20 protein-coding genes are annotated in these 25,759 nt (G+C 65.2%); 17 read left to right on the forward strand and 3 right to left on the reverse strand.

Going from position 1 to position 25,759, the window contains the following annotated elements; translation table 11 throughout:
• Positions 1-25: 25 nt before the first annotated feature.
• The 3 genes from QM588_RS08875 to QM588_RS08885 all read left to right on the forward strand — a co-directional run bounded on the left by QM588_RS08875 (position 26) and on the right by QM588_RS08885 (position 4,010).
• Positions 26-997 carry a hypothetical protein gene (locus QM588_RS08875; protein ID WP_283312672.1) on the forward strand — a complete coding sequence of 324 codons (972 nt, stop codon included), beginning with the start codon at positions 26-28 and terminating at the stop codon, positions 995-997.
• A gap of 8 nt (positions 998-1,005) precedes the next feature.
• A complete protein-coding gene (locus tag QM588_RS08880; protein ID WP_283312673.1) occupies positions 1,006-2,301 on the forward strand; it encodes a methyltransferase family protein in 1,296 nt (431 codons plus the stop codon).
• 62 nt (positions 2,302-2,363) lie between these two features.
• Positions 2,364-4,010, forward strand: a complete 1,647-nt coding sequence (locus QM588_RS08885; protein WP_283312674.1) for a purine-cytosine permease family protein — start codon at positions 2,364-2,366, stop codon at positions 4,008-4,010.
• 64 nt (positions 4,011-4,074) lie between these two features.
• Here the strand turns inward: QM588_RS08885 and htpG are convergent, their stop codons facing one another.
• On the reverse strand, positions 4,075-6,000 hold the full coding sequence (gene htpG / locus QM588_RS08890; protein WP_283312675.1) for a molecular chaperone HtpG: 1,926 nt from the start codon (positions 5,998-6,000) through the stop codon (positions 4,075-4,077).
• A 94-nt stretch (positions 6,001-6,094) separates the two neighbouring features.
• On the opposite strand from htpG, the gene QM588_RS08895 reads away from it, so the two are divergent.
• The 14 genes from QM588_RS08895 (at position 6,095) to QM588_RS08960 (ending at position 22,973) form a co-directional block, all read left to right on the forward strand.
• Positions 6,095-7,210, forward strand: a complete 1,116-nt coding sequence (locus QM588_RS08895) for an MBL fold metallo-hydrolase (protein WP_283312677.1) — start codon at positions 6,095-6,097, stop codon at positions 7,208-7,210.
• Positions 7,211-7,264: 54 nt separating this feature from the next.
• Positions 7,265-9,679 carry an HAD-IC family P-type ATPase gene (locus QM588_RS08900; RefSeq protein WP_283312678.1) on the forward strand — a complete coding sequence of 805 codons (2,415 nt, stop codon included), beginning with the start codon at positions 7,265-7,267 and terminating at the stop codon, positions 9,677-9,679.
• Positions 9,680-9,720: 41 nt separating this feature from the next.
• A complete protein-coding gene (locus QM588_RS08905) occupies positions 9,721-9,909 on the forward strand; it encodes an antitoxin (protein WP_027495963.1) in 189 nt (62 codons plus the stop codon).
• Positions 9,910-9,985: 76 nt separating this feature from the next.
• Positions 9,986-11,611: a Na+/H+ antiporter gene (locus QM588_RS08910; RefSeq protein ID WP_283312680.1), complete on the forward strand. Its 1,626-nt coding sequence runs from the start codon at positions 9,986-9,988 to the stop codon at positions 11,609-11,611.
• A gap of 29 nt (positions 11,612-11,640) precedes the next feature.
• Entirely contained in the window at positions 11,641-12,822 is a 1,182-nt protein-coding gene (locus tag QM588_RS08915) for an alpha/beta hydrolase family protein (RefSeq protein WP_283312681.1), read from the forward strand.
• Positions 12,819-13,991 (forward strand): sensor histidine kinase, encoded by a 1,173-nt coding sequence (locus QM588_RS08920; RefSeq protein ID WP_283312683.1) that lies wholly within the window; start codon positions 12,819-12,821, stop codon positions 13,989-13,991. The genes QM588_RS08915 and QM588_RS08920 overlap by 4 nt, the downstream gene beginning before the upstream one ends.
• Entirely contained in the window at positions 13,988-14,791 is an 804-nt protein-coding gene (locus QM588_RS08925) for a LytR/AlgR family response regulator transcription factor (RefSeq protein WP_283312684.1), read from the forward strand. The genes QM588_RS08920 and QM588_RS08925 overlap by 4 nt, the downstream gene beginning before the upstream one ends.
• A 13-nt stretch (positions 14,792-14,804) precedes the next feature.
• Positions 14,805-15,164 (forward strand): hypothetical protein, encoded by a 360-nt coding sequence (locus tag QM588_RS08930; RefSeq protein WP_027495968.1) that lies wholly within the window; start codon positions 14,805-14,807, stop codon positions 15,162-15,164.
• Positions 15,165-15,170: 6 nt separating this feature from the next.
• On the forward strand, positions 15,171-16,913 hold the full coding sequence (locus QM588_RS08935) for a sodium/solute symporter (protein ID WP_283312686.1): 1,743 nt from the start codon (positions 15,171-15,173) through the stop codon (positions 16,911-16,913).
• Positions 16,914-17,114: 201 nt separating this feature from the next.
• Positions 17,115-17,414 (forward strand): DUF485 domain-containing protein, encoded by a 300-nt coding sequence (locus QM588_RS08940; RefSeq protein ID WP_063216896.1) that lies wholly within the window; start codon positions 17,115-17,117, stop codon positions 17,412-17,414.
• Positions 17,411-19,045 carry a solute symporter family protein gene (locus tag QM588_RS08945; protein ID WP_057473959.1) on the forward strand — a complete coding sequence of 545 codons (1,635 nt, stop codon included), beginning with the start codon at positions 17,411-17,413 and terminating at the stop codon, positions 19,043-19,045. Before QM588_RS08940 ends, QM588_RS08945 begins: the two co-directional genes overlap by 4 nt.
• An 84-nt stretch (positions 19,046-19,129) precedes the next feature.
• Positions 19,130-19,561, forward strand: a complete 432-nt coding sequence (locus QM588_RS08950) for a type II toxin-antitoxin system Rv0910 family toxin (RefSeq protein WP_094650572.1) — start codon at positions 19,130-19,132, stop codon at positions 19,559-19,561.
• Positions 19,562-19,581: 20 nt separating this feature from the next.
• Entirely contained in the window at positions 19,582-21,213 is a 1,632-nt protein-coding gene (locus QM588_RS08955; RefSeq protein WP_283312688.1) for a substrate-binding and VWA domain-containing protein, read from the forward strand.
• 104 nt (positions 21,214-21,317) lie between these two features.
• Positions 21,318-22,973 carry a VWA domain-containing protein gene (locus tag QM588_RS08960; protein WP_283312689.1) on the forward strand — a complete coding sequence of 552 codons (1,656 nt, stop codon included), beginning with the start codon at positions 21,318-21,320 and terminating at the stop codon, positions 22,971-22,973.
• Between the two features lies 1 nt (position 22,974).
• On the opposite strand, the gene QM588_RS08965 is transcribed toward QM588_RS08960, so the two are convergent.
• Positions 22,975-23,712, reverse strand: coding sequence for an energy-coupling factor transporter transmembrane component T family protein (locus tag QM588_RS08965; protein ID WP_094621639.1), 738 nt, complete (start codon positions 23,710-23,712; stop codon positions 22,975-22,977).
• Positions 23,709-25,739: a DUF2232 domain-containing protein gene (locus QM588_RS08970; protein WP_283312692.1), complete on the reverse strand. Its 2,031-nt coding sequence runs from the start codon at positions 25,737-25,739 to the stop codon at positions 23,709-23,711. Before QM588_RS08970 ends, QM588_RS08965 begins: the two co-directional genes overlap by 4 nt.
• Between the last annotated feature and the right edge of the window lie 20 nt (positions 25,740-25,759).

The following is a 25,759-nucleotide window of genomic DNA, read 5'->3' on the forward strand; positions in this document are numbered from 1 at the left end:
ACCGTGGGTGTGGTCGACTGTCACAATGACCGGTACAGGGGGACCCGAGCCAGATCTCGCACCCGAACAGCCGCACCGACCGAACCGTCAGCAGTGGGTGTTGGCAGCCATCGTGGTCGCGTTCGCAGCGGCGGTGATCGTTCGAAAGATGCTCCAGGACACCGGCCAGGACCAGACCGCCGCGTTCTACGTCGGCATTCCGGCCGTGCTCGCTGTCGTCGTCGTGCTGTCGGCACCGTGGGGTAGCGCCATCGGCACGACGGTCAAGGTGGTGACGGTATGCCTGTTGCTGTCGATGATCCTGCTGGGTGAAGGCTTCATTTGCGTCATCTTCGCGGCACCGATCTTCTACGGCGTGGCCATCATCGTGGTGGGTCTTGTCTCCTACTTCCGGCGGCAGGGCGGCGGCAAGCTCCAGATTTCGGTTCTGCCTGTGCTCGTGCTCGTCGTGGCGTCCGAGGGGGTGCTGCCGATGACGACCTTCCCGTCGGACTCCACCGTGTCGGCAACCCGTGTGTTCGACGCCTCCTCCGCCGAGGTGGATTCGGCCGTCGGCTCGCCGCTGCGATTTCACGAGGTTGCGCCGTCGGGCATTCTGTCCTGGGGGTTTCCCGAGCCGCAGCACGAGGACGTGCAGGGCTCGCAGGTCGGCGACCGACGGGTCATCGAGTTTGCCGGGGCACACCATCGGCCCGCGGTGATGTCCACTCATCATTGGGGTGAGCAGTCGTCGTCGTTGACCCTCGAGGTGACCGAGCGGACGGCAACGTCGGTTCGGATGCGGGTGGTGTCGGACACGACTCCGTTGGCGACGTGGCTCACGTGGAAGACGATCGATATCGGCTGGGCTTCCGCAGCCGACGGTGGTACCGCGGTGACGTGGACCCTGAACTTCGACCGGGAGCTCGCGCCGGCCTGGTACTTCGGGCCGATCGAGACCTTCGTGGCACAGCAGGCGGCCGGCTATCTTCTGGATTCGCTCGACCTGAAGGGGTGAGTGCAGGCATGCAGACCGGTCTCGACATTGCGGCACTGCGGTCGGCGGTGGTGCTGGTACCGCTGATCTCGGTGGCGGCGCTGTGGATGGCTGTGGCGGACGTGAAAGTGCGTGGTGCCGCTGTGTTGGCCCTGCTGTGGTGCGTGGTGAGTCTGCTGCCCGTCAACGCACTCGCGGTTCGCGTGGGGTGGTGGAGTTTCGGCACCGACGGTCTCGAATGGTTCGAGGTGCCGGTCGACGTCGTATTCGGTTGGGCGTTGCTGTGGGGAGCGGTACCGATCCTGTTGTCGCGCTGGGTGAATCCGCTGCCCGTCGTTGCGGGCCTGTTGGTCGCGGACGTACTCGTCATGGGTGGCCTCGAGCCCCTGGTGGTGCTGACGCCGTCGTGGTGGTGGGGCGAAGTGCTCGCCGTTCTCGCATGTTTGTTTCCGGCAACGGCGTTGGGCATGCTCACGGCGTCTCGGCGAGCGCTGCGATGTCGGGTGATGCTGCAGATGGTGCTGTTCGCGTCGTTGCTGGTCTTCGTGATTCCCACCCTCACATTCGTGACCGCGGGCCGAAGCTGGCACGCGGCGCTGACCGGGATCGGGGGACCGCTCGATTCGGTGATCATTCAGGTGATCGCCGTGCTGGGGATCGTGGCCGTTCGCGCGGTCCGGGATTTCGCGATCGTCGGCCACGGCACACCGTTTCCCTGGGACCCGCCCACTCGCCTGGTCACCTCGGGACCGTATGCCTACGTGGCCAATCCGATGCAGCTGTGTGCGGTGCTGATTCTCGTGTCGGGTGCCGTTCTGTTCGGCGAGCCGCTGCTGCTTCTGGCCGCGCTGACGGCTGCCGCATTCAGCAGTGGCATCGCGGCGTGGAACGAGACGAGCCATCTGGCGGCGAGGTTCGGACCGGCGTGGAACGAACATCGATCGCAGGTCCGCAACTGGGTCCCTCGATGGCACGCACGACCCGATCGCGCGGCGGGGACGCTGTACGCATCGGTTACGTGCGATCCGTGCAGTGCGGTCGGCCCGTGGTTCGCAGGCCGTTCGTCGGAGGGATTGGTAGTCGCGGCCGCCGAGGACCACCACGCAACATTGCGCCGTGTTCGATACGAGAGCGCCGACGGATGCGTCGTCGCCGACGGCACCCGAGCCATCGGGTGTGCACTCGAACATCTGACGCTCGGCTGGGCGGTGTTGGGCTGGGTGATGCGAGCACCGGTGCTGGCGAGTGTGATTGCGCTGGTGACCGACGCGTGTGGGGGCGCTCCGCGAACCATTCCGAGACGTATGTCCGAATCGCCGGATTGAGTAACACCAGCTACATCGGCTGAAGACACGTCGGCAACGTGGCGGTTCTACGTTACTGAGCCATGACCGCCGTACAGCCAGCGCCGACAGACACCGCGCTCAAAGAGACGCTCGAGGACTACACGCTGCGCTTCGCGCCGCGTAGCTACCGCAAGTGGGGAACCGGTGTTGTCGCGACGTCCGCGCTCGGCGGCATCGCGTATCTCGCGGACTTCGCGATCGGTGCCAATATCGGAATCTCGTACGGAACCGGCAACGCACTGTGGGGCATCCTGGTGTTCGCCGTCGTGATCTTCCTGACCGGACTCCCGCTTGCCTACTATGCTGCCCGCTACAACATCGACCTCGATTTGATCACTCGGGGAAGCGGTTTCGGCTACTACGGGTCGGTCGTCACCAACGTCATCTTCGCGACGTTCACGTTCATTTTCTTCGCGCTCGAAGGTTCGATCATGGCGCAGGGACTCGAATTGGGGCTGAGTATCCCGTTGCCCATCGGGTACGCGGTCTCGACGATCATGGTGATTCCTCTGGTGATCTACGGCATGAAAGCCCTTGCCAAGCTTCAGGTCTGGACCACCCCGCTGTGGTTGGTTCTGATGGTGCTGCCGTTCGTGTACCTGGTGATCAGCAATCCCGACTCGGTCGGTGAGTTCTTCGCCTACGGCGGTCAGGACGGGGCCGACGGTAAGGGCGTCAACGTCGGATCCGCATTGCTTGCCGCGGGCGTGTGTCTCTCGCTCATCGCGCAGATCGCCGAGCAGATCGACTACCTGCGCTTCATGCCGCCGAAGACTCCCGAGAATTCTCGGAGATGGTGGACGGCAGTGCTTCTCGCCGGTCCGGGCTGGGTCATCTTCGGTGCACTCAAGCAGGTCGTCGGCCTCTTCCTCGCCGTGTACCTGATCGCCAACGTCGTCGACGGATCCAGCATCGCCAACGAACCGGTGCACCAGTTCCTGGAGATCTACGAAAACTTCATGCCCGGTTGGCTCGCCATGACTCTCGCGGTGATCCTGGTCGTCATCAGCCAGATCAAGATCAACGTGACCAACGCCTACTCCGGGTCGCTGGCGTGGACCAACTCGTACACCCGCCTCACCAAGACGTACCCGGGCCGCATGGTGTTCGTGCTGTTCAACCTCGCGATCGCACTGATCCTGATGGAAGCCAACATGTTCGACTTCCTCAACAGCATCCTCGGCTTCTACGCCAACTGCGGTATCGCGTGGATTGCCGTGGTGGCGTCGGACATCGTCTTCAACAAGTACATCCTGAAGCTCTCGCCCAAGGTGCCCGAGTTCCGACGCGGCATGCTCTACAACATCAATCCGGTCGGCTTCGGTTCGATGGCGGTGTCGGCGATCCTGTCGATTCTGGTGTTCTTCGGGGCGTTCGGATCTGCGATCAAACCGTATTCGCCCATCGTGGCTCTCGTTCTCGCACTGGTACTTCCGCCCATCCTGGCGGTGGCGACCAAGGGTAAGTACTACCTGCGGCGCACCGACGACGGCATCGACCTGCCGATGTTCGACGAGCACGGCAACCCGTCGGACGAACTCGTGATGTGCCACGTCAGCGGCATGGAATTCGAGCGACCCGACATGATCGCGTCCAACGTGCCGGGGCCCAACGGAGAAAAGCAGTACATCAGTTCACTCTCGCTGAGCACCGACAAGACGGGGGAGCACATCCTGCCTCCGCAGTGACCCCAGCATGTGAGTGGAACTTCGTAGCCTGCTACGAAGTTCCACTCACATGGGGCGAAGCCGCTCAGATGGTTCGCGTCAACCGATCGGCGAGCAACTTGGAGAACTTCGCCGGATCCTTCAGCTCGGTACCCTCGGCCAGAAGTGCCGTCGCGTAGAGCAATTCGGCGGTCTCGGCGAGGTGCGGATCGTCGCTGCGATCCTCGCGAGCCTTCTTCAGTCCCGTCACCAGGTCGTGGTTCGGGTTGAGTTCGAGGATGCGCTTGGACGTAGGCACGAACTGGCCCGACGCCTTGTACATCTTCTCGAGCTGCGGGGAGAAGCTGAACTCGTCGCCGACGACGCAGGCCGGTGACGTCGTCAGGCGCGTCGACAGACGTACCTCCTTGACGTCCTCGCCGAGCGTGTCGGTCAGCCAGCTGAGCAGGTCCGCGAACTCCTTGTCCTGCTCCTCGCGCTTGGCCTCGGCTTCCTTCTTCTCTTCCTCGGTGTCGAGGTCCACTTCGCCCTTGGCGATGGACTGGAACGACTTTCCGTCGAAGTCGGTGACGTTGCCGACCCACACCTCGTCGACCGAATCGGTGAGCAGCAGCACCTCGAGCCCGCGAGCCTTGAAGGCTTCCATGTGCGGCGAGCTCTCGATCTGCTGACGCGATTCGCCCGTCATGTAGTAGATCTGCTGCTGGCCGTCCTTCATCCGGTCCACGTACTCGGCGAGGGTCGTCAGACCCTCCTCGGAGTGGGTGGACGCGAACGACGAGATGCCCAACAGGGTTTCGCGGTTGTCGGAGTCGGAGATCAGGCCTTCCTTGAGGACCGTGCCGAACTGCGACCACAGCGTCTTGTACTTGTCGGGCTGCTCGCTCTGCAGCTCCTTGACGGTCGAGAGGACCTTCTTGGTCAGGCGACGACGGATCGCGCGGATCTGCCGGTCCTGCTGCAGGATCTCGCGAGAGACGTTGAGCGAGAGGTCCGCTGCGTCGACGACACCCTTGACGAAGCGCAGGTACTCGGGCAGCAGTTCCTGCGAGTCGTCCATGATGAACACCCGCTTGACGTACAGGTGCACGCCCGCCTTGCTCTCGCGCATGAACAGGTCGAACGGTGCCTGCGACGGAATGAACAGCAGCGCTTGGTATTCGAAGGTGCCCTCGGCCTTGAACGGAATGACCTCGAGCGGCTCGTCCCAGGCGTGGCTGACGTGCTTGTAGAACTCCTTGTATTCCTCCTCGGACACCTCGTCCTTGGAGCGAGTCCACAGCGCCTTCTGCGAGTTGATCGTCTCGGTCTCGATGGTGACGGTGTCCTCGCCGCCCTCTTCTTCGCTCTTGACGCGCTTCTCGACGTCGATGCGAATGGGCCAGGCGATGAAGTCCGAGTACTTCTTGACCAGTTCCTTGATCTTGCGCTCGGACGCGTAGTCGTGGAGGTGGTCTTCCTCGTCGGCTGGCTTGAGGGCCAGTGTCACCGAGGAGCCCTGCGGGGCGTCGTCGACGTCGGTGATCTCGTAGGTGCCCTCGCCGGTGGACTCCCACCTGGTGGCAGTGCTCTCGCCTGCCTTGCGGGTGAGCAGAGTGACCTTCTCGGCCACCATGAACGTGGAGTAGAAGCCGATGCCGAACTGGCCGATCAGTTCCTCGGAGGCGGCGGCGTCCTTGGCTTCCTTGAGCTTCTTGCGCACTTCGGCGGTGCCGGACTTGGCAAGCGTGCCGATGAGGTCGATGACCTCCGAGCGCGACATGCCGATGCCGTTGTCCCGGATGGTGAGGGTACGAGCGGAGGAGTCGATGTCGATCTCGATGTGCAGATCCGAGACGTCGACGTCCAGATCCTTGTTGCGGTACGACTCCAGGCGCAGCTTGTCCAGCGCGTCCGAGGAGTTGGAGATCAGTTCACGGAGAAAGCTGTCCTTGTTGGAGTAGATGGAGTGCACCATCAGATCCAGGAGCTGACGCGTCTCCGCCTGGAATTCGAGCTGTTCGGTACTCAATGTCTCCCCTTCTAGCAGCAAAACCGACGCGAATATTCTACGGCAAGGCTACGGGTGAGCTGCGAAGACGTCGGCGCCGCCTACTGTGGTGGCCGTGACGAAGACGAAGTTGGTAGCAGGAGCAACCGCAGCGTTGGGCGGGGCATGGTTGGCGCGTGCGCTGTGGGGTCTTCCGTCGGCCATCGGTGCCAGGAGAGTGCACATCACCCCCTATGCGGCCGGATCCCCGCGCTACCGCGATCGCCGATTCCACAACTCCGACCCCAGTTCGAGTTACGTCCCGGGTCGCGGCGAGAAGGGGCAGAAGAACATACTCGTCTCGCTGTTCACCGAGCGAGGTAAAGGCAGGCCGCAGCGGCCGATCCCACTGGCACCGCCGATTGCGCCGGTGGACGCGGGCGAGCTGGCGGTCACCTGGTACGGACATTCGAGTGTGCTCGTCGAGGTCGACGGGTATCGCATTCTCGCCGATCCGGTGTGGAGCAATCGCGTGTCCCCGTCCTCGGTGGTGGGCCCGGCACGGCTGCATCCGACGCCGGTCGCCCTGACCGACCTACCTCGGGTCGACGCTATCGTGATCTCCCACGATCATTACGACCATCTCGACAAGGCGACGGTGCAGAAGCTGACGAGCACGCAGTCGGCCCCCTTCGTCGTGCCGCTCGGCATCGGCGCGCACCTGCGCAAGTGGCGGGTGCCGGGTGAGCGCATCATCGAACTCGATTGGGACGAGCAGACGGCCATCGGCGGCCTCACCGTCACCTGCACCGAAGCTCGGCACTTCTCGGGCCGTGGTCTGACCCGGGACTCGACGCAGTGGGCGTCCTGGGCTTTCGCCGGTCCGATTCGTCGCGTCTTCTTCGGCGGCGACACCGGCTACACGCCGAAGTTCGCCGAGATCGGCAGCAAGTACGGACCGTTCGATCTGACGCTTCTTCCGGTCGGGGCCTACGACGTGCGGTGGCCGGACATCCACATGAATCCCGAGGAGGCTGTCACGGCGCACGTCGATCTGACGCCGTCGGGAATCTTCGTGCCGATCCACTGGGCGACGTTCAACCTGGCGTTCCACCCGTGGTCCGAACCGATCGTGCGTCTGCATGCGGCCGCCGAGGACGTCGGTGTCAAGGTTGCGGTACCGATGCCGGGTCAGCGCGTCGACGGTACGAGGACCGTGCCCGACGATCGCTGGTGGACCCGTCTGGGCTGAGCCCCACTGGGCAAGGAGTGGAGCCTGCAGGAACGACCCAACTAGGCTGCACGCATGTCTATCGACGCCGATGCACAGCGGGAAACCGGGCTGACCGAGGCGGAGGTCGCCGCACTGCGAGCCGAGGGGAAATCGAACGACGTTCCTGCTCGCGCTTCACGTTCGGTTCGCGACATCGTCCGGGGCAACGTGTTCACCCGAATCAACGCGATTCTCGGGGTGCTGCTGATCATCGTGCTCTCGACGGGCTCGGTGATCGACGGCATGTTCGGGTTGTTGATCGTCGCGAACAGCGGCATCGGAATCATTCAGGAGATTCGCGCCAAGCGCACGCTGGATCGGCTGGCCATCGTCGGCCAGAACACGCCCCAGGTGCGACGCGACAATGTCTCGCAACAGATTCCGCCCGACGAGGTCGTCCTCGGTGACATCGTCGAACTCGGACCGGGTGATCAGATCGTCGTCGACGGCGAGGTGATCGAGACGGCAAGCCTGGAGATCGACGAGTCGTTGCTCACCGGTGAGGCCGACACGGTGCACAAAATCAAAGCAGCGCAGATACTTTCGGGGAGCTTCGTCGTCTCGGGCAGTGGGGCCTACCGGGCCACGAAGGTCGGCCGCGACGCCTATGCGGCCAAGCTCGCCGAAGAGGCCAGCAAGTTCACCCTCGTCAAGTCCGAGCTGCGCAGCGGCATCGACAGAATCCTGAAATTCATCACCTACCTGATGATTCCGGCCGGCGCGCTGATCATCTACAACCAGTTGTTCTCCAGCGGGCAGGCTCTGCGGCCTGCTTTGAACGGCATGGTCGCGGCCCTGGTTCCGATGGTCCCCGAGGGGCTGGTGCTGATGACGTCCATCGCGTTCGCGGTGGGTGTCATCAGGCTCGGGCAGCGGCAGTGTCTGGTGCAGGAATTGCCTGCCATCGAAGGACTCGCCCGCGTCGACGTGGTGTGCGCCGACAAGACCGGCACTCTGACCGAGAACGGCATGCGGCTCTCGGAATTGGTATTGATCGACGAGCACGATTCCGACTCGGTGACAAGAGTATTGGCGTCTCTGGCGCACGACGACCCGCGTCCCAATGCCAGTGTGCAGGCCGTGGGCGAGGCGTATCCCGACGCCCCGGGGTGGACACAGAGCGCGGTGGCCCCGTTCTCCTCGGCCAAGAAGTGGAGCGGTCTGTCGTACGGCGAGCACGGAAACTGGCTCCTCGGTGCTCCGGACGTGTTGCTCGACCCAGGCTCCGAGACGGCTCGACATGCCGAAGCCGCCGGATCCAGGGGGCTGCGGGTATTGCTGCTCGCCAGCAGCGACCTCGCCGTCGACGATACCGCGGCGCCGGGAGTCGTCACCCCACGCGCTCTGGTGATTCTCGAACAGAAGGTGCGTGAGGACGCCCGAGACACGTTGGAGTACTTCGCAAGTCAGCAGGTGCAGGTCAAGGTCATCTCCGGGGACAACGCCGTGTCGGTCGGCGCGGTCGCCGGCTCTCTCGGTCTGCCCGGTGGCGACTCCCCGATCGACGCACGCGACCTGCCCGAGGATTCCGAGCAGCTGGCCGACACCGTGGAGAACTCCACCACGTTCGGGCGTGTGCGGCCGGACCAGAAGCGGGCGATGGTGGGCGCGTTGCAATCTCGCGGCCACACCGTCGCGATGACCGGCGACGGCGTCAACGACGTGCTCGCTCTCAAGGACGCCGATATCGGCGTCTCGATGGGCTCGGGAAGTGCGGCCACCCGAGCCGTCGCGCAGATCGTGCTGTTGGACAACAAGTTCGCGACGCTGCCCTACGTCGTAGGGGAGGGGCGACGCGTCATCGGCAACATCGAGCGCGTCTCCAATCTGTTCCTGACCAAGACCGTGTACTCGGTGTTGCTGGCGTTCCTGATCGGGCTGTCGGGAGTGCTGTCGCAGGTCTTCCATTTCGAGCCGATTCCGTATCCGTTCCTACCTCGACACGTGACGATCGCCGCGTGGTTCACCATCGGCATTCCGGCGTTCGTGCTCTCGCTCGCGCCCAACAACGAGCGGGCACGCAGCGGCTTCGTCTCGCGCGTGATGCGACTGGCCGTTCCGTCCGGGTTGATCGTGGGCTCGTGCACGTTCGTGTCGTATCTGCTGGCCTACGCGGGTCCCGACGCCACCGAGACACAGGTGACCCAGGCGAGCACCACCGCACTGATCACGTTGATCATGATCGCGCTGTGGGTCCTGGCCGTCGTCGCGCGGCCGTACACCTGGTGGAAGGTAGTGCTGCTCGCGGGATCCGTCGGCGGCTACCTGTTGTTGTTCGCAATCCCGTTCTGCCGCACGTTCTTCAAGCTCGATCCCTCGAACGTCGGTGCCACCACGAGCGCGTTGATCATCGGCGCTGTCGGTATCGCGCTCGTCGAGGTCGCCCATCGATTCGGATCGGTACTGCGCAACCGAACGACTCTGCGTAACGGGCAGAACGAAACGTAGACTGGGGGCGTTCCGTTTCACCCGACTGGCAGGAGAGTTTCATGGGCTTCGCAGACAATTTGAAGGGCATGGTCGACAAGGGCAAGAACCTTGCGGCAGAGAACTCGGACAAGATCGACGACGTCGTGGAGAAGGCCGGGGACTTCATCGACAACAAGACCGGTGGCAAGTACGCCGACAAGATCGACAAGGTGCAGGAAGCCGCCAAGAAGGCAATTCCGGACAAGTAGGTCGATTCGGGCCGTCCACCCGGTGTTCGGGTCGTCGGTGGTGCCGTAGGGCGCTGCGGACGGCAGAATCGGGCGGGTGGACGGACCGGTACTTCTTCTCGTAGTCATCTTCGCGATTGCGGTCGCGGGATTCGCCGAGCGTCTGGACCTGCAGGTACCGCTCGTTCTGGTGACCGTCGGATCCATCGCATCGTTCGTGCCCGGCGTGCCGCACATCAGCCTTTCGCCGCAGCTCATCCTCGGTGTCGTGCTGCCGCCGTTGCTGTATTCCGCGGCGCTGAACTACTCCTTCGTCAGTTTTCGCCGCAACATCGGCCAGATCCTGCGCCTCGGTCTGGTGATGGTGATCGTGACGACCGTGGCCGTCGGGTATTTCGCCAACCTGCTCGTTCCCGAGCTGACTCTGGGCGCGGCCCTCGTGCTCGGTGCCGTCGTGGCCCCACCCGACGCGGTCTCTGCGATCGCCGTCGGCCGCAAGCTCGGCCTGCCCGCGAGAATGATGGCCATCCTCACCGGGGAGAGCCTGGTGAACGACGCGGCTGCGTTGACTCTGTTCACCTTGACCGTTGCGTCGGTGACGGGCAGTCGTATCGAACTCGGCTCACCGGTCCTGTTCTTTCTGTACGAGATCGTCGGCGGCGTGCTCGTCGGATTCGTCCTCTCACGCATTGTTCGTTTCGTGCGAAACCGGATCGCCGACTCGGCGCTCGAGACTGTGCTCGGACTCGTCCTACCGTTCGCGGCGTATCTGGCGGCGGAAGAAATTCACGCGTCCGGCGTGTTGGCCGTCGTCACCGCAGGGTTCGTGCTGGGCCGCGTCACGGCCGACGTGTCGGCCTCGACCCGGGTGCAGGAGCGCCAGGTGTGGCCCACGGTGGACTTGCTGCTGGAAGCATTCGTGTTCGCGTACATGGGTTTACAGCTGAAGTTCGTCATCTCCGAGGTGCAACGCGAGGGTCTTCCGGTGCACCATATCTTCGGATACGCGCTACTGGTGCTACTCGTCGTCATCGCCGTTCGTCCGGCTTGGATCTTCTTCAACTCGGGGAGAAACCTGCTCTTTCGCACGGTGTTTCGCCGCGAGGGGGTGGCCGACGGTCTGACGTGGCAGCAGAACCTGGTGTTGTCGTGGGCCGGGATGCGCGGAGTGGTGACTCTCGCCGCAGCCGCGGGTGTTCCGTTCACCACCGTGCTCGGCGACGAATTTCCCGGGCGGGCGGTGATTCAAGCCGTCGCGTTCGTCGTCGCGGTCGGAACGTTGCTGCTGCAGGGCCTGACGCTTCCGCTGCTGATTCGCCGGTTGGACGTCGCCGATCCGCTCGAGCAGCAACGCAACGACAATCAACGATTGCTCTCGCAGGCCATCGCCCGCACGGCTGCCGAGACGTACCTCGAGCGTGCCGCGAAGGACGGTATCTCCGGCGTCGACAGTGATCGGGTAGCCGAGGTGATCGCGCGCGTGCGACGGTCGGTGCGGGCCCGGATGGACGCGGACGAGACCGAGGACCGCGAGAAGCGAATCGCGGCGGCCGGCGCGCTGTTCGACACCCTGCGGCACAATGTGCTGGTCGCGCAGCGGGCCGCCCTGATCGCTGCCCGCGACTCGGGGGAGTTGGACGACGAAGCTCTACGCGCAGTGTTGAATGGTCTGGACGTGGAAGAGATCGCGGCCGAGGCACGCATCGAACGACGCACGACGTAGACGACGAACACAAAGGGAGCGCTGAGACAGTGAGGTCGACCGGACTGGTGGCCGCCGCGGCACTGGTGTTCGCCCTCGCCGCGTGCAGCTCGCCTGCCGTGCCTCCTGTGGCTCCGGCACCCACGTCGGTTCCGGCACCCGAGGGCTCCGAGCGCGGGTCGATCGTGTCGTCGATGCCACTCGGTCAGGTCGACATCGGTGTCGCTTTTCTGGGCGGGTCTGCCACGAAGATCGTCTACCGCACCACCGACGGCGTCACCGGAGGCGGAACCGAGTCATCGGCAACGGTGTTCGTGCCCAAGGGTTCTGCGCCTGCCGGTGGCTGGCCGATCGTCTCGGTCGGGCACGGCACCACCGGTGTCACAGACGAGTGTGCGCCGTCGCTGTATCCGAACCTGTTGGGCACCATCGGCCTGGTGACGCCGTTCCTCGAGCGCGGCACCGTCGTGGTGGTGACGGATTATCAGGGTCTGGGGACCCCGGGGGATCCGGCGTATCTGAACGTCGATGCTGCAGCCTACGACGTCATCGATGCGGTGCGCGCCGCGCGGACCGTGGTGCCCGACGTCGGAACCCGATGGGGCGCCATCGGCACTTCTCAAGGGGGACAAGCAGTCTGGGCCGCTGCCGAACGCAATGCGGAGTACGGCGACGGTGTGCAACTGGTAGGAGTCGCCGCGTTGTCGCCCGCAGCCGATCTGACGCGGTTCTTCGGAGCCGACACCGAACAGACCCTGCCCCGCCAGTTGCTGGTGCCGTTTCTCTACGAGGGCCTGCATGTCTCGGATCCGAGCGTCGAGCGCTCGGACTACATCCGTGGCACCTTCGCCGACAACGTGACCGCGCTGACGGCCTGCAGCGATCTGCTCGGTTTCTCCAAGGCCGACGCCGGAGCAGTCATCGATCCGGCCGATGCCGTCCCGGCCGATGACCGGGCCGCGAATCGGATGGCGGACTGGCTCGGAACGGTCGCACTGCCGACGGCTCGCACCGATGTTCCACTGTTCGTTCTGGTCGGCGAGCGCGACGACCTGATCGATCCGCAGTGGACTCGCGACGCCGTGGCGAAAGCCTGCGGACTCGGCGACGACGTGGAACTGCGTTCGGAACCCGAGCAGGGGCACGCGGACCTGGCCGCCAACGGTATCGGCGTCGACTGGCTCGTCGAGCGCTTCTTGAACGTTCCGACCACCGGCACCTGCGCACGATGACCGCGGCACTGGCGTGGATGGCGGTGATCGTGGCGGTGATCGTCACGGCCATCGCGCTGATCAGTCTGCGTGGCCGACGCGACCTGACCACCCCGGAGGAGCGCGCGGTCCACGCCACCCTGCATACCGCGTCGTTGGCGGCGAAACCGCTGCGGAACGGTCTCGATGCCCGCTCGGCCGCCGCCGCTGCTCCGCATCTTCGGGTTCTGACCGGGGCGGATGCACTGGGCATCTGCGATCCGAGTGCCTCGTTGCTGGCCTGGGACGGGCCGTGGCAGGAGTTGACTCCGGCGTTCGTGGAGGCGGCCAGACGAGCGGTCGATGGGCAGCGCCGCGTACTGGTGCGGCTACCGCTCGGCTCGATCCACGAGGTCAAAGCGCTGGTGGTGCAACCGTTGATCGACGAGGATTCGCCGGTGGTCGGGGTGCTCGGTGCCGCGGTGGTGGCCGAACCCGGGCCGGGCATGCTCGGGGCCATCGCCGAGGTCGCGCGCTACGCGTTCGGTCAGATCGAGCTCGCCGAACTCGACGCGTCGAGAGCGCGGTTGGACCGAGCGGAGGTGCGTGCGCTCCGGGCCCAGATCAGCCCGCACTTCATCTACAACGCGCTGGGCACCATCGCGTCGTTCGTCCGTACCGACCCGGATCGAGCACGGGAACTGGTGCTCGAATTCGCCGATTTCACCCGCTACTCCTTCCGCAACGCCGGGGAATTCACCGTGCTCGCCGACGAGCTACGCAACATCGATCGGTACCTGACGCTCGAACGAGCCCGGTTCGGCGATTCGCTGCAGGTCACGTTGCAGGTGGCTCCCGAGGTGCTCGGGGTGGCTCTGCCATTTCTGGCGCTGCAGCCACTGGTGGAGAACGCCGTCCGGCACGGGTTGTCGGGCAAGGCCGACGGCGGTCGCGTCACGATCATCGCCGCCGACGAGGGCACCGACGCCGTGATCAGCATCGAGGACGACGGAGTGGGAATGGACCCCGAGGTACTGCGATCGGGCAGCCTGCACACCGAGGATGCGGCCCACGTGGGACTGGCGAACGTGGACGATCGGCTGCGGGCGGCCTTCGGAAACGACTACGGTCTCGTGGTGGACACCGCACCGGGCGCAGGCACCAAAGTGAGCATGCGGGTGCCCAAGTTCAGGCCGGGGGTGCGGGCATGACGTATCCTGCGAACTCCGGTGCCGCGCGCGGGCTGGTGGTGCTGGCGGTCGACGACGAGCGGCCTGCCCTGGACGAGCTGGCTTTTCTGCTGCGCGAGCAGGAGGCCGTGTCCGAGGTGTACACCGCGCAGGACGCGACCACAGCACTGCGCCAACTCAAGCAGACCTCCGGTCAATCCGTTGTCGATGCAGTTTTCCTCGACATCAACATGCCCGGCCTCGACGGCCTCGAGCTCGCCGGAATCCTGTCGGCGTTCGCTCGGCCACCTGCGGTCGTGTTCGTCACCGCTCACGACGATCGGGCATTGGCGGCGTTCGATCTGGGCGCGGTGGACTACCTCCTCAAACCGTTGCGCGACGACCGATTGGCCGAGGCCGTCCGACGTGTTCTGCTCGCTCGTCGTCGCCCCGTCGAGTCGGCCGAATCGGCTGCCGACGAGGTCATCCCGGTCGAGCTCGGTGGAACCACCACGCTGGTGCACCGGTCGTCGGTGGCGTGGGTGGAGGCCGACGGTGACTACGCGCGGCTGCACACCGCCACCGGTTCGCACCTGGTGCGCATTCCGATCTCGGCTCTCGAAAGTCGTTGGGCTGATGCCGGTTTCCTGAGAGTTCATCGTTCGTATCTGGTCTCGCTGCGGCTGGTGACGGGTATCCGCAGCGTCGGCTCGGGTCTGGTGGTGTGCCTGCGGGGTAGTGGAGATCTCGCGGCCTGCGAGTTGCCGGTGAGCCGCAGGCACGCCAGAGAACTCAAGGACCGACTGGTTCGCGGTCCGCTGCAGTCGTGGTCGTCGCGATGACGAGAGGTGCGCGGTGAGTCAGCCGCACCGGGAGCGGGTGGTGCTCTCGCAGCGCCGCGGCGCGCGGCTGGTACGCACCCGCGTCGAGGTGCAGGAACAAACCGAGGTGGGCGATGCGCTGGTGCGCAGCCTGGTGCGTGCGCAACTCCTGCTGTCGCTGCGGCTCGCGGTGATGACGTTGTCGATCCTGTTCGCGATTCCCCTGCTGGGCATGCTGCTCACCCGTTTCACCGATGTCGCGCCGTTCGGTATCGGGTTGCCGTGGTTGCTGCTGGGGGTGGCCATCTATCCGTTGCTGTTCGGCGTCGGCCGCGCGTACGTGCGCCGCGCCGAGCGTAACGAGGCCGAGTTCGTCGGCCTGGTCGAGGACTAGGCGCCGGTGAACGGATCGATACCCGTCGCGACATTGATTGCGTTGATCGTGGCCGCGGTGGCAACCGTCGGTATCGGTGTCTACGGAGTTCGGTTGGCGCGCACCACGTCCGACTTTCTGGTCGCTTCGCGCTCCGTCGGACCGCGCTGGAACGCCGCGGCTATCTCCGGCGAGTACCTCTCTGCTGCATCGTTTCTCGGTGTTGCCGGTCTCATCGCGAAGTACGGTGCCGATGCGCTGTGGTATCCCGTCGGCTTCACCGCAGGCTATCTGGGTCTGCTGCTGTTCGTCGCCGCCCCACTGCGCAGGAGCGGTGCGTACACGGTTCCCGACTTCGTCGAATTCCGGCTCGGCGCACCATGGTTGCGTACCGTGGCCATGCTCGTGGTGGTGGTGATCTGCGCGCTGTATCTGGTGCCGCAGTTCCAGGGCGCAGGTCTGACGCTGAACATCCTCCTCGGAGTGCCGGGCTGGGTGGGAGCACTCGCGGTCGGTCTGATCGTCATCGCGAACGTCGTCGGCGGCGGAATGCGCTCGATCACTTTCGTGCAGGCGTTCCAGTACTGGCTCAAGCTCACCGCGATCGCCATCCCGGCGTTGGTGCTGACCGTGCACTTCGTCGCCGACGACCGCAGCGTCGGTACCGCGGCCCCGCCGACCGTCGCCGAGCAGACCCGGGTCGACATCACCACCGACGTTCTCGTGCAGGTCGACTCACCGATCGTGGTGTCCGTGGCAGGAACCCTGGACGAGCAGAGTGTCGACGGGCGGGTGAATCTCGACGCCGGTGAACACCGACTCGGGTCCGGGACACTACTGACGCTCGACGCAGGCTCTCCGGTTCCGGTGGTCGCCGGCGCACCGACCACCGACCGCGCCTGGGCGATGCCCGGCGGGGGACTGGGCGGTCAGCACCCGCTCTACCAGGTGTATTCACTGATCCTGGCCACGTTCCTCGGCACCCTCGGGCTGCCGCACGTGCTGGTGCGGTTCTATACCAACCCCGACGGCCGAGCTGCGAGATTGACCTCGCTGACCGTGCTCGCCCTACTGGGCACGTTCTATCTGTTCCCGACGGTCCTCGGAGTGTTCGCCCGGCTCTACGTTCCGCAACTGCTGATCACCGGTGCCTCCGACGCCGCAGTGTTGCTGTTGCCCGGCTCCGTACTGTCGGGTGTGCCGGGCCAGTTACTGGCCGCTCTCGTCGCCGCCGGAGCCATCGCCGCCTTCCTGTCCACCTCGTCCGGCCTGCTGGTCAGCATCGCGGGCGTCCTGAGCACCGACGTGCTCTCGGGCAAGGTCCGAGACTTCCGTGTCGCGGCCGTCCTTGCCGGCGCAGTGCCACTCGCACTGTCGATCGGCGTTGTGTCACTGGATCTCTCGCGCACCGTCGGGCTCGTGTTCGCCGTCGCCGCGTCCACACTGTGTCCGCTGCTCGTGCTCGGCATCTGGTGGCGCGGACTCACCGCAGCAGGAGCCGCGGCCGGGCTGTTCCTCGGCGGCGGACTCTCCCTCGTCGCCGCGTCGATCTCCGTCGTCACCCCCATCTCCGACGGCGTCCTCGGGGGCTGGGCCGCGGCGATACTCGGCTACCCGGCCGCGGTCAGCGTTCCCGTGGCCTTCGCCGCGATGATCGTCGTCAGCCTCGCCACCCGGCGCACAGTGCCGTCGGACATCTCCCGAATCTTCGCCCGACTGCACCTGCCCGAAGGCCTCGACATGGGCAAAGACCGAGAGCGCGAGCTGTAGAGAGAGGAGGCCGTTCGTCGGGTCTGCGCTACCGCTCGTCGCACACTCTCGCAGCCCGTCGTGTGATCGACGCCACCCCCTGATGTTGTGACCTGACTCTCACTACTGTTCCGAGTCAGCTACAGATCACATCAACTTCAGGAGTCCAAGGTGACCGCACCGGAAACCAATTCGCCACCGGACGCGCAAGCGTTCGTCGACATGCAGGCCAGTCCCGAGTTCCAGGAACTCCGACACCGTCTGCGTAGCTTCGTGTTCCCGATGGCCGGGTTCTTCCTGGTCTGGTACGTCATCTACGTGCTGCTGAGCACCTACGCCGTCGACTTCATGTCGACCAAGGTGTGGGGCAACATCAACGTCGGTTTGCTGCTCGGCCTCGGCCAGTTCGTCACCACGTTCGCCATCACCGGCATCTACGTGCGGTTCGCCAACCGTGAACTCGATCCTCGCGCCGCAGCCCTGCGCGCCGAGATGGAAGCCTCCCAGGGAGCGAAGCCGTGAACGTATTAGCCCAGGCCGCCGACACCACCGTCGGCGAACCGCTCGTCAACATCGCCATCTTCGGCGCGTTCGTCCTCATCACGATGGCCGTCGTCATTCGTGCTTCGAAGAAGAACGCGACGTCAGCGGAGTTCTTCACCGCGGGCGGCGGATTCTCCGGACCGCAGAACGGCGTCGCCATTGCCGGTGACTACCTCTCCGCGGCAAGCTTTCTCGGTATCGCCGGAGCCATCGCCGTCTACGGCTACGACGGCTTCCTGTACTCCATCGGGTTCCTCGTCGCCTGGCTCGTCGCGCTCCTGCTCGTCGCCGAATTGCTCAGGAACACCGGCAAATTCACGATGGCGGACGTGCTGAGCTTCCGGCTCAAGCAAGGCCCGGTTCGTACCGCGGCCGCACTGTCGACGCTGACGGTGTCGCTGTTCTACCTGTTGGCTCAGATGGCAGGTGCCGGCGGACTCGTCGCACTGCTGCTCGACATCTCCGACCGCACCGGGCAGTCCATCGTCATTGCCATCGTCGGTGTGCTGATGATCGCGTACGTGCTCATCGGCGGCATGAAGGGCACCACGTGGGTGCAGATCATCAAGGCCGTTCTGCTCATCGCCGGTGCCGCGTTCATGACCGTGCTCGTGCTCGCCAAGTTCGGCCTGAATTTCTCCGAGCTTCTCGGCAGCGCGCAGGCAATGGTGTCGAGCTCGGCCGACCCGATCGTCGGTGCTCGTGACGTCATCGAGCCCGGCGCCCAGTACGGCGGCAGCGCCACCTCGAAGATCAACTTCCTCTCGCTCGGTATCGCCCTGGTACTCGGCACCGCGGGTCTGCCGCACGTGCTGATGCGCTTCTACACGGTGCCCACCGCCAAGGAAGCTCGTCGCAGCGTCGTGTGGGCCATCGCGCTCATCGGTGCGTTCTACCTGTTCACCCTCGTGCTCGGCTACGGCGCCGCAGCGATCGTCGGACCCGACCGCATCCTGGCCTCCGCAGGCGGCCAGAACTCCGCGGCTCCGCTGTTGGCCTTCGAGCTCGGCGGCGTCATTCTGCTCGGCGTCATCTCGGCGGTCGCCTTCGCGACCATCCTCGCCGTCGTCGCCGGACTGACGATCACCGCGTCGGCGTCGTTCGCTCACGACATCTATGCGAGCGTCATCAAGAAGGGCCAGGTCGACGACAAGAAGCAGGTCAAGGTCTCGCGCATCACGGCCGTCGTCATCGGCATCTTGGCCATCGGCCTCGGCATCCTCGCCAACGGCCAGAACATCGCCTTCCTGGTGGCACTCGCGTTCGCCGTCGCGGCGGCCGCGAACCTGCCGACCATCCTGTACTCGCTGTTCTGGCGTCGCTTCACCACCACCGGCGCACTGTTCAGCATGTACGGCGGCCTGATCTCGACGATCGTGCTGATCATCTTCTCCCCGGCCGTGTCGGGATCGAAGACGTCGATGATTCCCGGCTCGGACTTCGCATGGTTCCCGCTCTCCAACCCCGGCATCGTGTCGATTCCGTTGGCGTTCATCCTCGGCATCGTCGGAACGCTGATCTCGAAGGACACCGAGAACACCGACAAGCAGGCCGAAATGGAGGTTCGCTCTCTCACCGGCATCGGTGCGGAGAAGGCCAGCGCACACTGATTCACCTGTAGAACCGTCCGCGAAGTGCCCGTGTGAGCAAGGCCTCACACGGGCATTTTTCGTGCAGCGGTTACCATCCCTGCTGTGGCCAAGCTGAAGGTTTCCCTCGACGTCCCGCTGACACCCGAGCAGACGTGGGCGCACGCGTCCGATCTGTCCGGCTACGAGCAGTGGCTCTCCATCCACGAAGCGTGGCGCGGTGAGCTGCCCGAGCAGCTTGCCGTCGGCACCACTCTGGACTCCATCGCCAGCGTGAAGGGCATGCGCAACCGGGTGTCGTGGAAGATCGAGTCCTACGATCCGCCCAGGAAGCTCGAGCTCAAGGGCAACGGCAAGGGCGGAGTGAAGATCGGTCTGAACCTGTCGGTGAAGTCCAAGGGTGACGGTTCCGAGATCACGATCGACGTCAACCTGGGCGGTGCCCCGTTGTTCGGACCCATCGGATCCGGTGTCGCTCGCGCACTCAAGGGCGACATCGAGAACTCGCTGAAGACGTTCGTCAAGATCTACGCCTGACGGTGTAGGAGTGGAGATGCATGCCCGGTAGGCACAGTGCGCCGTCGTCCGCGACGGGCAGCAGAGGGTTCGCCAAGTACGTCGTCGTCGCCGTCGTCCTGCTTCTGATCGTCGCAGGCGGAGTGTTCGTGGCGCAGAAGGTCTTCGGCAGCGACTGCGGTGACCCGTCGAACTACACGTTGGCTGCCGACCCCGCCATCGCACCGGTACTGCAGAAGATCGTCGACGACTCCTCGCCCGAGGATCTCGGTTGTGCCGAGGTGACGGTAACGGCGATGGAGTCGGGTCAGGTGTCGGCCGCAGTGGCCAAAGGCGACGACGTTCCCTCGCTCTGGATTCCGGATTCGTCGCTGTGGGTCGGTAAGACCGTGCGATCGACCGCGTCGCTGATCGACCTGGCGAGCCAGTCGGTGGCGAGTACCCCGGCCGTCCTCGCCGCCCGCAAGGACGAGGTTCCGTTCTTCGACACGTGGCTCACCGCACTGAAACTCGAAGGCCTGCGCATCGGTAATCCGTTGGCCAACACCATCTCCGACGCGGCAATCCTCGGGGCGGTGGCCGAGGCAGGTACGGACGAGAAAGCCCTCGATTCGGTGTCGACGGCGCTCGTGCCGATCGCTCAGGCTCAGGCCGCCACCCGCGGTGAGGCCGATCCCACCACCCGGTTGGACGATCTGGTGGCAGACGGCGGCGTGGCCGTGGTGTCCGAGCAGACGATGTTGCAGTACCGAAACGACACCGGTGCCGAACTCGGTGCGACGGTGCCGCCGACGGGCAGCATCTTTCTGAACTTCCCGCTGGCCGTCACCGAGCCTGCAGGCGAGCGGCACGACAGTGCGAAGTCGGCCGGCACTGCACTGGCCGCGGTCATCGAATCCGATCGAGGGCGGGAGATGTTGTCCGAGGCCGGTTTTCGGTCGGAAGACAACGCGCCACTCGATTCCGATCGTGGTATCGGTGCCGTCGAGAGTCTGGCGATCGGAGACCAGCAGGCTGCCGAATCGGTGTTGCGTCAATATCAGGTGCTGGCGCTCCCGTCGCGAACGCTCGTGATGGAAGACGTGTCCGGCTCGATGAACTACAGCGCCGGTGCGAACACCCGGATCGCGATGACGGTGCAGGCCAGCGAGACCGGAAATCGACTGTTTCCCGACAATGCGTCGATGGGATTGTGGGCCTTCTCCATCGGACTCGGCGGCGGCGATCAGGATTACCGTGAGCTGGCACCGATCCGGCGCATGGACGACAAAGTGGGCAACACGACCCAGCGGGACGTGCTGCTGCAGCAGACCCGCACCCTCCCGTCCCTGGTCGGTGGTGGAACCGGACTGTACGACACCACGTTGGCCGCGTTCCGCACAGTGCAGCAGGGCTACGACCCCGATGCGGTGAACAGCGTCATCATCCTCACCGACGGCGCCAACGAGGATCCGAACAGCATCTCGCTCGACGAGCTGTTGGCCACACTGCGCACCGAACAGGACCCGTCGCGTCCGGTCGTCATCGTCACCATCGGTATCACCGACGACGCCGATGCGGGTGTGCTGCAACAAATTTCTGCTGCCACCGGGGGTACCAGCTTCGTGGCGCGAAACCCCGCCGAGATTCCGAACGTCTTCGTCAATGCTCTGAGAAGCCGTTCCGGTCGGTGACGGGAGCGGCTATGCTGTGCGCCGCGTGCTCTCCGTCACGTGGGGTAGTACGGAGAAGTCCCGCAACACAGTCGTGTCGGGGGTAGAGGTAGGGGGAGGCAGCGATGTCAGGACGCCACAGCGGCAATAGTCGCAGGTTCAGCCCTGCCGTGACCTGGGGCGCTGCCGCGCTGGCAGTAGTCGTGGTCGTGGCCGGTGGCTGGTTCGGCGTTCAGGCCGTCCGCGCAGCGGGTTCGGACTCGTGCGATTCGCTGGACACGGTCTCGCTGGCGGTGGACACCTCGATCGCCGAACCGGTGCAGCAGATCCTCGCCCAGGCGAACGAGGTGGACCGCGGCTGCGTCGACTTCGAAGTGCGAGCCGAGCGACCCACCGACACGGCGACCGAGATCGCAGGTACCGACGACGACCGCCCCGACCTGTGGATCCCGGACTCGACGTTGTGGCTGCTCAAGACTTTGCGTTCGACCGGAGCCCTGCCCGAACTCGCCAAGACCTCGGTAGCGAACACACTTCCCGTGCTGGTGTCGGCCTCCGACGCCGCGCCGGTGACCGACACCTGGCTCAGCGTGCTGCAGATGCCGGGCCAACGCATCGGCGATCCGCTCACCAGCAGTGCGTCCAACGCTGCGATCCTCGGTGCACTGGCCGAGTCCGAGGTCGCGATCTCCGACGCCAAAGCAGTGTCTGCGGCTCTGGTGCCCATGGCACAGGACTTCGGCCGGATAGCCGACACGCCCCACGACACCCCGGACCTCGTCGCCCAGGTGGCGACCGAGGGCGGAACCAGCGTCGCCACGGAACAGGCCGTACTGGCCTACGAGGCAGCGAACCCCGGATCGGCGCTCACCGAGTCGGTGCCGCCGACGGGCAGCTACTTCCTCAACTACCCCCTCGCCGTCACGGCTCCGGCCGGGCCGGAGTACGACCGCGTCAAGGCCGCCGGGGCCGCGCTGGCCTCGGTCCTCGCCTCGCAATCGGCGACGGACACACTCGTCGCAGCAGGCTTCCGAACGTCGAGTGGAACCCCCTTGACCGACGGCAGAGGCGTCGGCTCGGTGGCCGCGTTGGAAATCAAGAATCCGTTGTCGATCGAGACCACGCTGCGCGATTGGGCCGTACTCGCGTTGCCGCTACGGACCCTCGTCGTCGAGGACGTGTCGGGTTCGATGGCAGCCAAGTCCGGCGACTCCACCCGCATCGCGTTGACGGTGGACGCGTCCGTCGGAGCCAATTCGCTTTTCAGTGACCAGACGCAGATGGGGTTGTGGGCGTTCTCCATCGGGCTCGGTGGTGGCCAGCAGGACTACCGCGAACTCGTGCCGATGGGTAAGGCAGACGGAACGTTCGACGGGAAATCGCAGCGAGATGCGATTCTCGATTCCATCCGTGGGTTGCCGGCTCTGGTCGGCGGCGGGACCGGGCTCTACGACACCACCCTGGCGGCGTTCCGACGCGTCAAGGAGGGCTACGACCCCGATTACGTCAACAGCGTCATCATCCTCACCGACGGTGCGAACGAGGACAACGGCAGCATTTCCCTGGATCAGCTTCTCGCCGCCCTGCAGAAGGAGCAGGATCCGGTGCGTCCCATCGTGATCATCACGGTCGGCGTCACCAGCGACGCCGATCCGGTTGCGCTGCAGCAGATCTCTGCGGCCACCGGTGGAACGAGCTATGTCGCGGAAGATCCCCGCGACATTCCGGACGTGTTCGTCAAGGCGTTGAACTCGCGCACCGAGCGTCTCGCGGGGGAGTAGCTCACCGCAGCAGGAAGCTGATCGTGATCGCGGCCGCGCAGGCGAGCGTCACCACCACCAGGGTCGCCGCGTCCGAGCCCTTGAAACGTGCCTCGGTGGCGGTGATCATGCCGGTGCCCCCGCGTGCGGTGATGGCCTCACCCATTTCGTCCGCGCGCCTGATCGCCACCGACATCACCGTGGTCACGATGTCGACCAGCGAATTGTCCGACGCACTGTTGACCACCGGCTTCGGTCGCAGCCGACGGGCGGCGTTGAGGGTGCGCATCTCCTCGATGAGCAACGGAAGCGACCGCAGGCTCAGCGCCACGGCGATCGCCCACTCGTCCACCGGCAACTTCAGCTTCTTCAGCGGTGCACCGAGTTTCGACACCGCCGGAGCGATGTCGCTCATCGACGTCGTCCACCCGATCATCATCGATGCGCCGAGCAGAACGAACACGAACAGCGTGGCACGGAAGTACAGCAGAACCGCCGCGCCGCCGATGGGCAGATTGATCAGTGCTCCGACCCCGAACAGCGCCCAGATCCACCACGGTGGCCGAGGTAGAGCCGTGATCGGAATGTGGGCGATGACAGCCGCGACGATCAGCAGCGCGAACACGATGCCGAGGGCAGGCCACGTCGGGGCGACGACGAGGGTGATGCTGAGCAGCAACACGACGATGAGCTTGGTGCCCGCCCACAGTCGATGAATGGGCGAGAACCGCGGAACCTGGCGCAGTACGACGGTCGTCACGAATGCACGCTCCCATGAATCGAATCGGAGACGATGTGGCCGTCGGCCATCGTGATGGTTCGACTACAGACGGCGTCCATACCGTCCACGTCGTGCGAGATGACCACGATAGACACGCCGCGCTCACGCAGGCCGGCGAGGACGCCGATGATGTCGTCACGTCCGGGTGGGTCGAGTCCGGCCAGAGGCTCGTCGAGCACCAGGATGCGGGGTCGACGAGCGATCAGACCGGCCAGCACCACGCGTCGCATCTGTCCGCCGCTGAGCGAGTCGACGTCGCGTGCGGCCAGTGACCGGTCGAGGCCGACGGCATCCATCGCGGCCGACACTGTGGCAGAACCGGTTTCGGGCCCCGCGGCCGCGGCGATGTCCTCGGAGACGGTCCGCCGCTGCAACTGCAGCCGCGAATGCTGAAAGGCCAACCCGACGTCGCCGACTCGCGACGTCATCGCCTTGCCGTCGAGCTGCGCGATGCCGGTGGTCGGCCCGGTCAGTCCGGCCATGATCCACGCCAGAGTCGACTTGCCCGAACCGTTTCCACCGAGAACGAGAACTCCCTCGCCTCGCTTGACGGTGATATCGACACCGTTCAACGCCGATTGCGCCCACGGGGTGCGCCTGTTGTAGATGTGCCGCACGTCGCGTATTTCGAGCAGACGTTGGCTCGAATTGTCGTGCAGTACAGCAGTATTGCCGGTTCTCGTCTGCATCCACAGAGTGTCGTGCTCCACTTGCATGCCCTCGTGTAGATGTACGACGCGATCAGCGGCCACGGTTTCCGAGACATGATGGGTGACGAGGACGACCGACATCCCGTGTCTGCGAGGGAGTGCCGCGAGTAGCGAGACCAGATGTTCGCGTCCCGAAGCGTCGATCATGGCGGTTGCTTCGTCGGCGATCAGCAGAGCGGGACGTCGAGCCAGGGCCGCGGCGACGGCAAGTCGCTGCATCTCGCCGCCGGAGAGCGAGGCCGTGTCGCGAGCACCCATGCCGCTCAGTCCCACCTCGTCGAGCAGGGCGTCGACGTCGGGGCGAGAGTCGCCGGGTGTCAGTCCCCATACGACGTCGTCGGCGACGCGGGTGCCGAGGATCTGACTTTCGGGTCGCTGCAGCACCACTGCAGTGCCGCCGTACCGGCCGAGTCCGGTGGAGCCGGGACGAGTCACCGCGCCCTCCGAGGGTTCACGGCCGGCGAGGATGCGGGTCAGCGTGGATTTGCCGGATCCGTTGTGGCCGACGATCGCGACGAATTCACCCGGTTCGATGTGCAGGTCGATGCTGCTCAACGCTGCCGATCTGCTGCCGGGATAGCGGTATCCGACGGCGGTCAGGGTGACGGGCAGCGGCGCGATCTCGTCGTCTGTGCCCGAGACGAACGGCTCCGGGGTGGGGATGGCCGAGAGTCGATCGAGGATAGCGGTGAGGATCAGCCACGCGAACAGAGTTCCGGTGACGATGCCGAATGCGATGGATCCGCCGACCCACCACCACCAGTTGTCGAGTACCGCTGTGCTGCTGCTGCGAATCACATCGGCGACGCCCTGCAGCGCGGACGCACGCTCGAACAGTCGCGAGATGCCTTCGATGGTGTTGCGGAGCGTCTCGAGAAACAGCTGCCGTAGCGGGACGAGGATCAGCAGCAACAGCACCGCGAGGGCTCCGAGCACCGGGCCCACTACGGCCGACGTGACGAGCACGCCGAACAGGCCCTGCTTCCGGCGCTTCGCCCGGCCGACCAGACCGCCCAGCAACGCCGCACTGGCCACGGTCATGGCTGTCTGCGTACCGGCCGCGACGAATCCTACGAGGGTGCCCGCCACCGCTGAGGTGACCAAGGCCCGCGTGCGATAGCGCAGGGCCACCACCGACATCGGAATAGCGGCGACAACCTGCAGAATCGCTGCCATCGGCACCAGGACGCCGATCACCGTCAGCGCGACGGTGAAGCTGCTCATCACCGCAGCGGTCGCCAATTCTTGCGGACCGAGGGGCCCGGACTCGGGACGGTGGGCAGCGCTGACGGTCACCGCTCCAGTGTGCCAGCTCG

Origin of the sequence: Rhodococcus sp. IEGM 1354 (assembly GCF_030056855.1) — a bacterium.
GTDB lineage: Bacteria > Actinomycetota > Actinomycetes > Mycobacteriales > Mycobacteriaceae > Rhodococcoides.

What these genes read in the sequence shown, in the direction of transcription:
- QM588_RS08875 (WP_283312672.1), top strand. Translation starts at nt 26, where the DNA reads ATGACCGGTACAGGGGGACCCGAGCCAGATCTCGCACCCGAACAGCCG.
- QM588_RS08880 (WP_283312673.1), top strand. Translation starts at nt 1,006, where the DNA reads ATGCAGACCGGTCTCGACATTGCGGCACTGCGGTCGGCGGTGGTGCTG.
- QM588_RS08885 (WP_283312674.1), top strand. Translation starts at nt 2,364, where the DNA reads ATGACCGCCGTACAGCCAGCGCCGACAGACACCGCGCTCAAAGAGACG.
- QM588_RS08900 (WP_283312678.1), top strand. Translation starts at nt 7,265, where the DNA reads ATGTCTATCGACGCCGATGCACAGCGGGAAACCGGGCTGACCGAGGCG.
- QM588_RS08905 (WP_027495963.1), top strand. Translation starts at nt 9,721, where the DNA reads ATGGGCTTCGCAGACAATTTGAAGGGCATGGTCGACAAGGGCAAGAAC.
- QM588_RS08920 (WP_283312683.1), top strand. Translation starts at nt 12,819, where the DNA reads ATGACCGCGGCACTGGCGTGGATGGCGGTGATCGTGGCGGTGATCGTC.
- QM588_RS08925 (WP_283312684.1), top strand. Translation starts at nt 13,988, where the DNA reads ATGACGTATCCTGCGAACTCCGGTGCCGCGCGCGGGCTGGTGGTGCTG.
- QM588_RS08940 (WP_063216896.1), top strand. Translation starts at nt 17,115, where the DNA reads ATGCAGGCCAGTCCCGAGTTCCAGGAACTCCGACACCGTCTGCGTAGC.
- QM588_RS08955 (WP_283312688.1), top strand. Translation starts at nt 19,582, where the DNA reads ATGCCCGGTAGGCACAGTGCGCCGTCGTCCGCGACGGGCAGCAGAGGG.
- QM588_RS08960 (WP_283312689.1), top strand. Translation starts at nt 21,318, where the DNA reads ATGTCAGGACGCCACAGCGGCAATAGTCGCAGGTTCAGCCCTGCCGTG.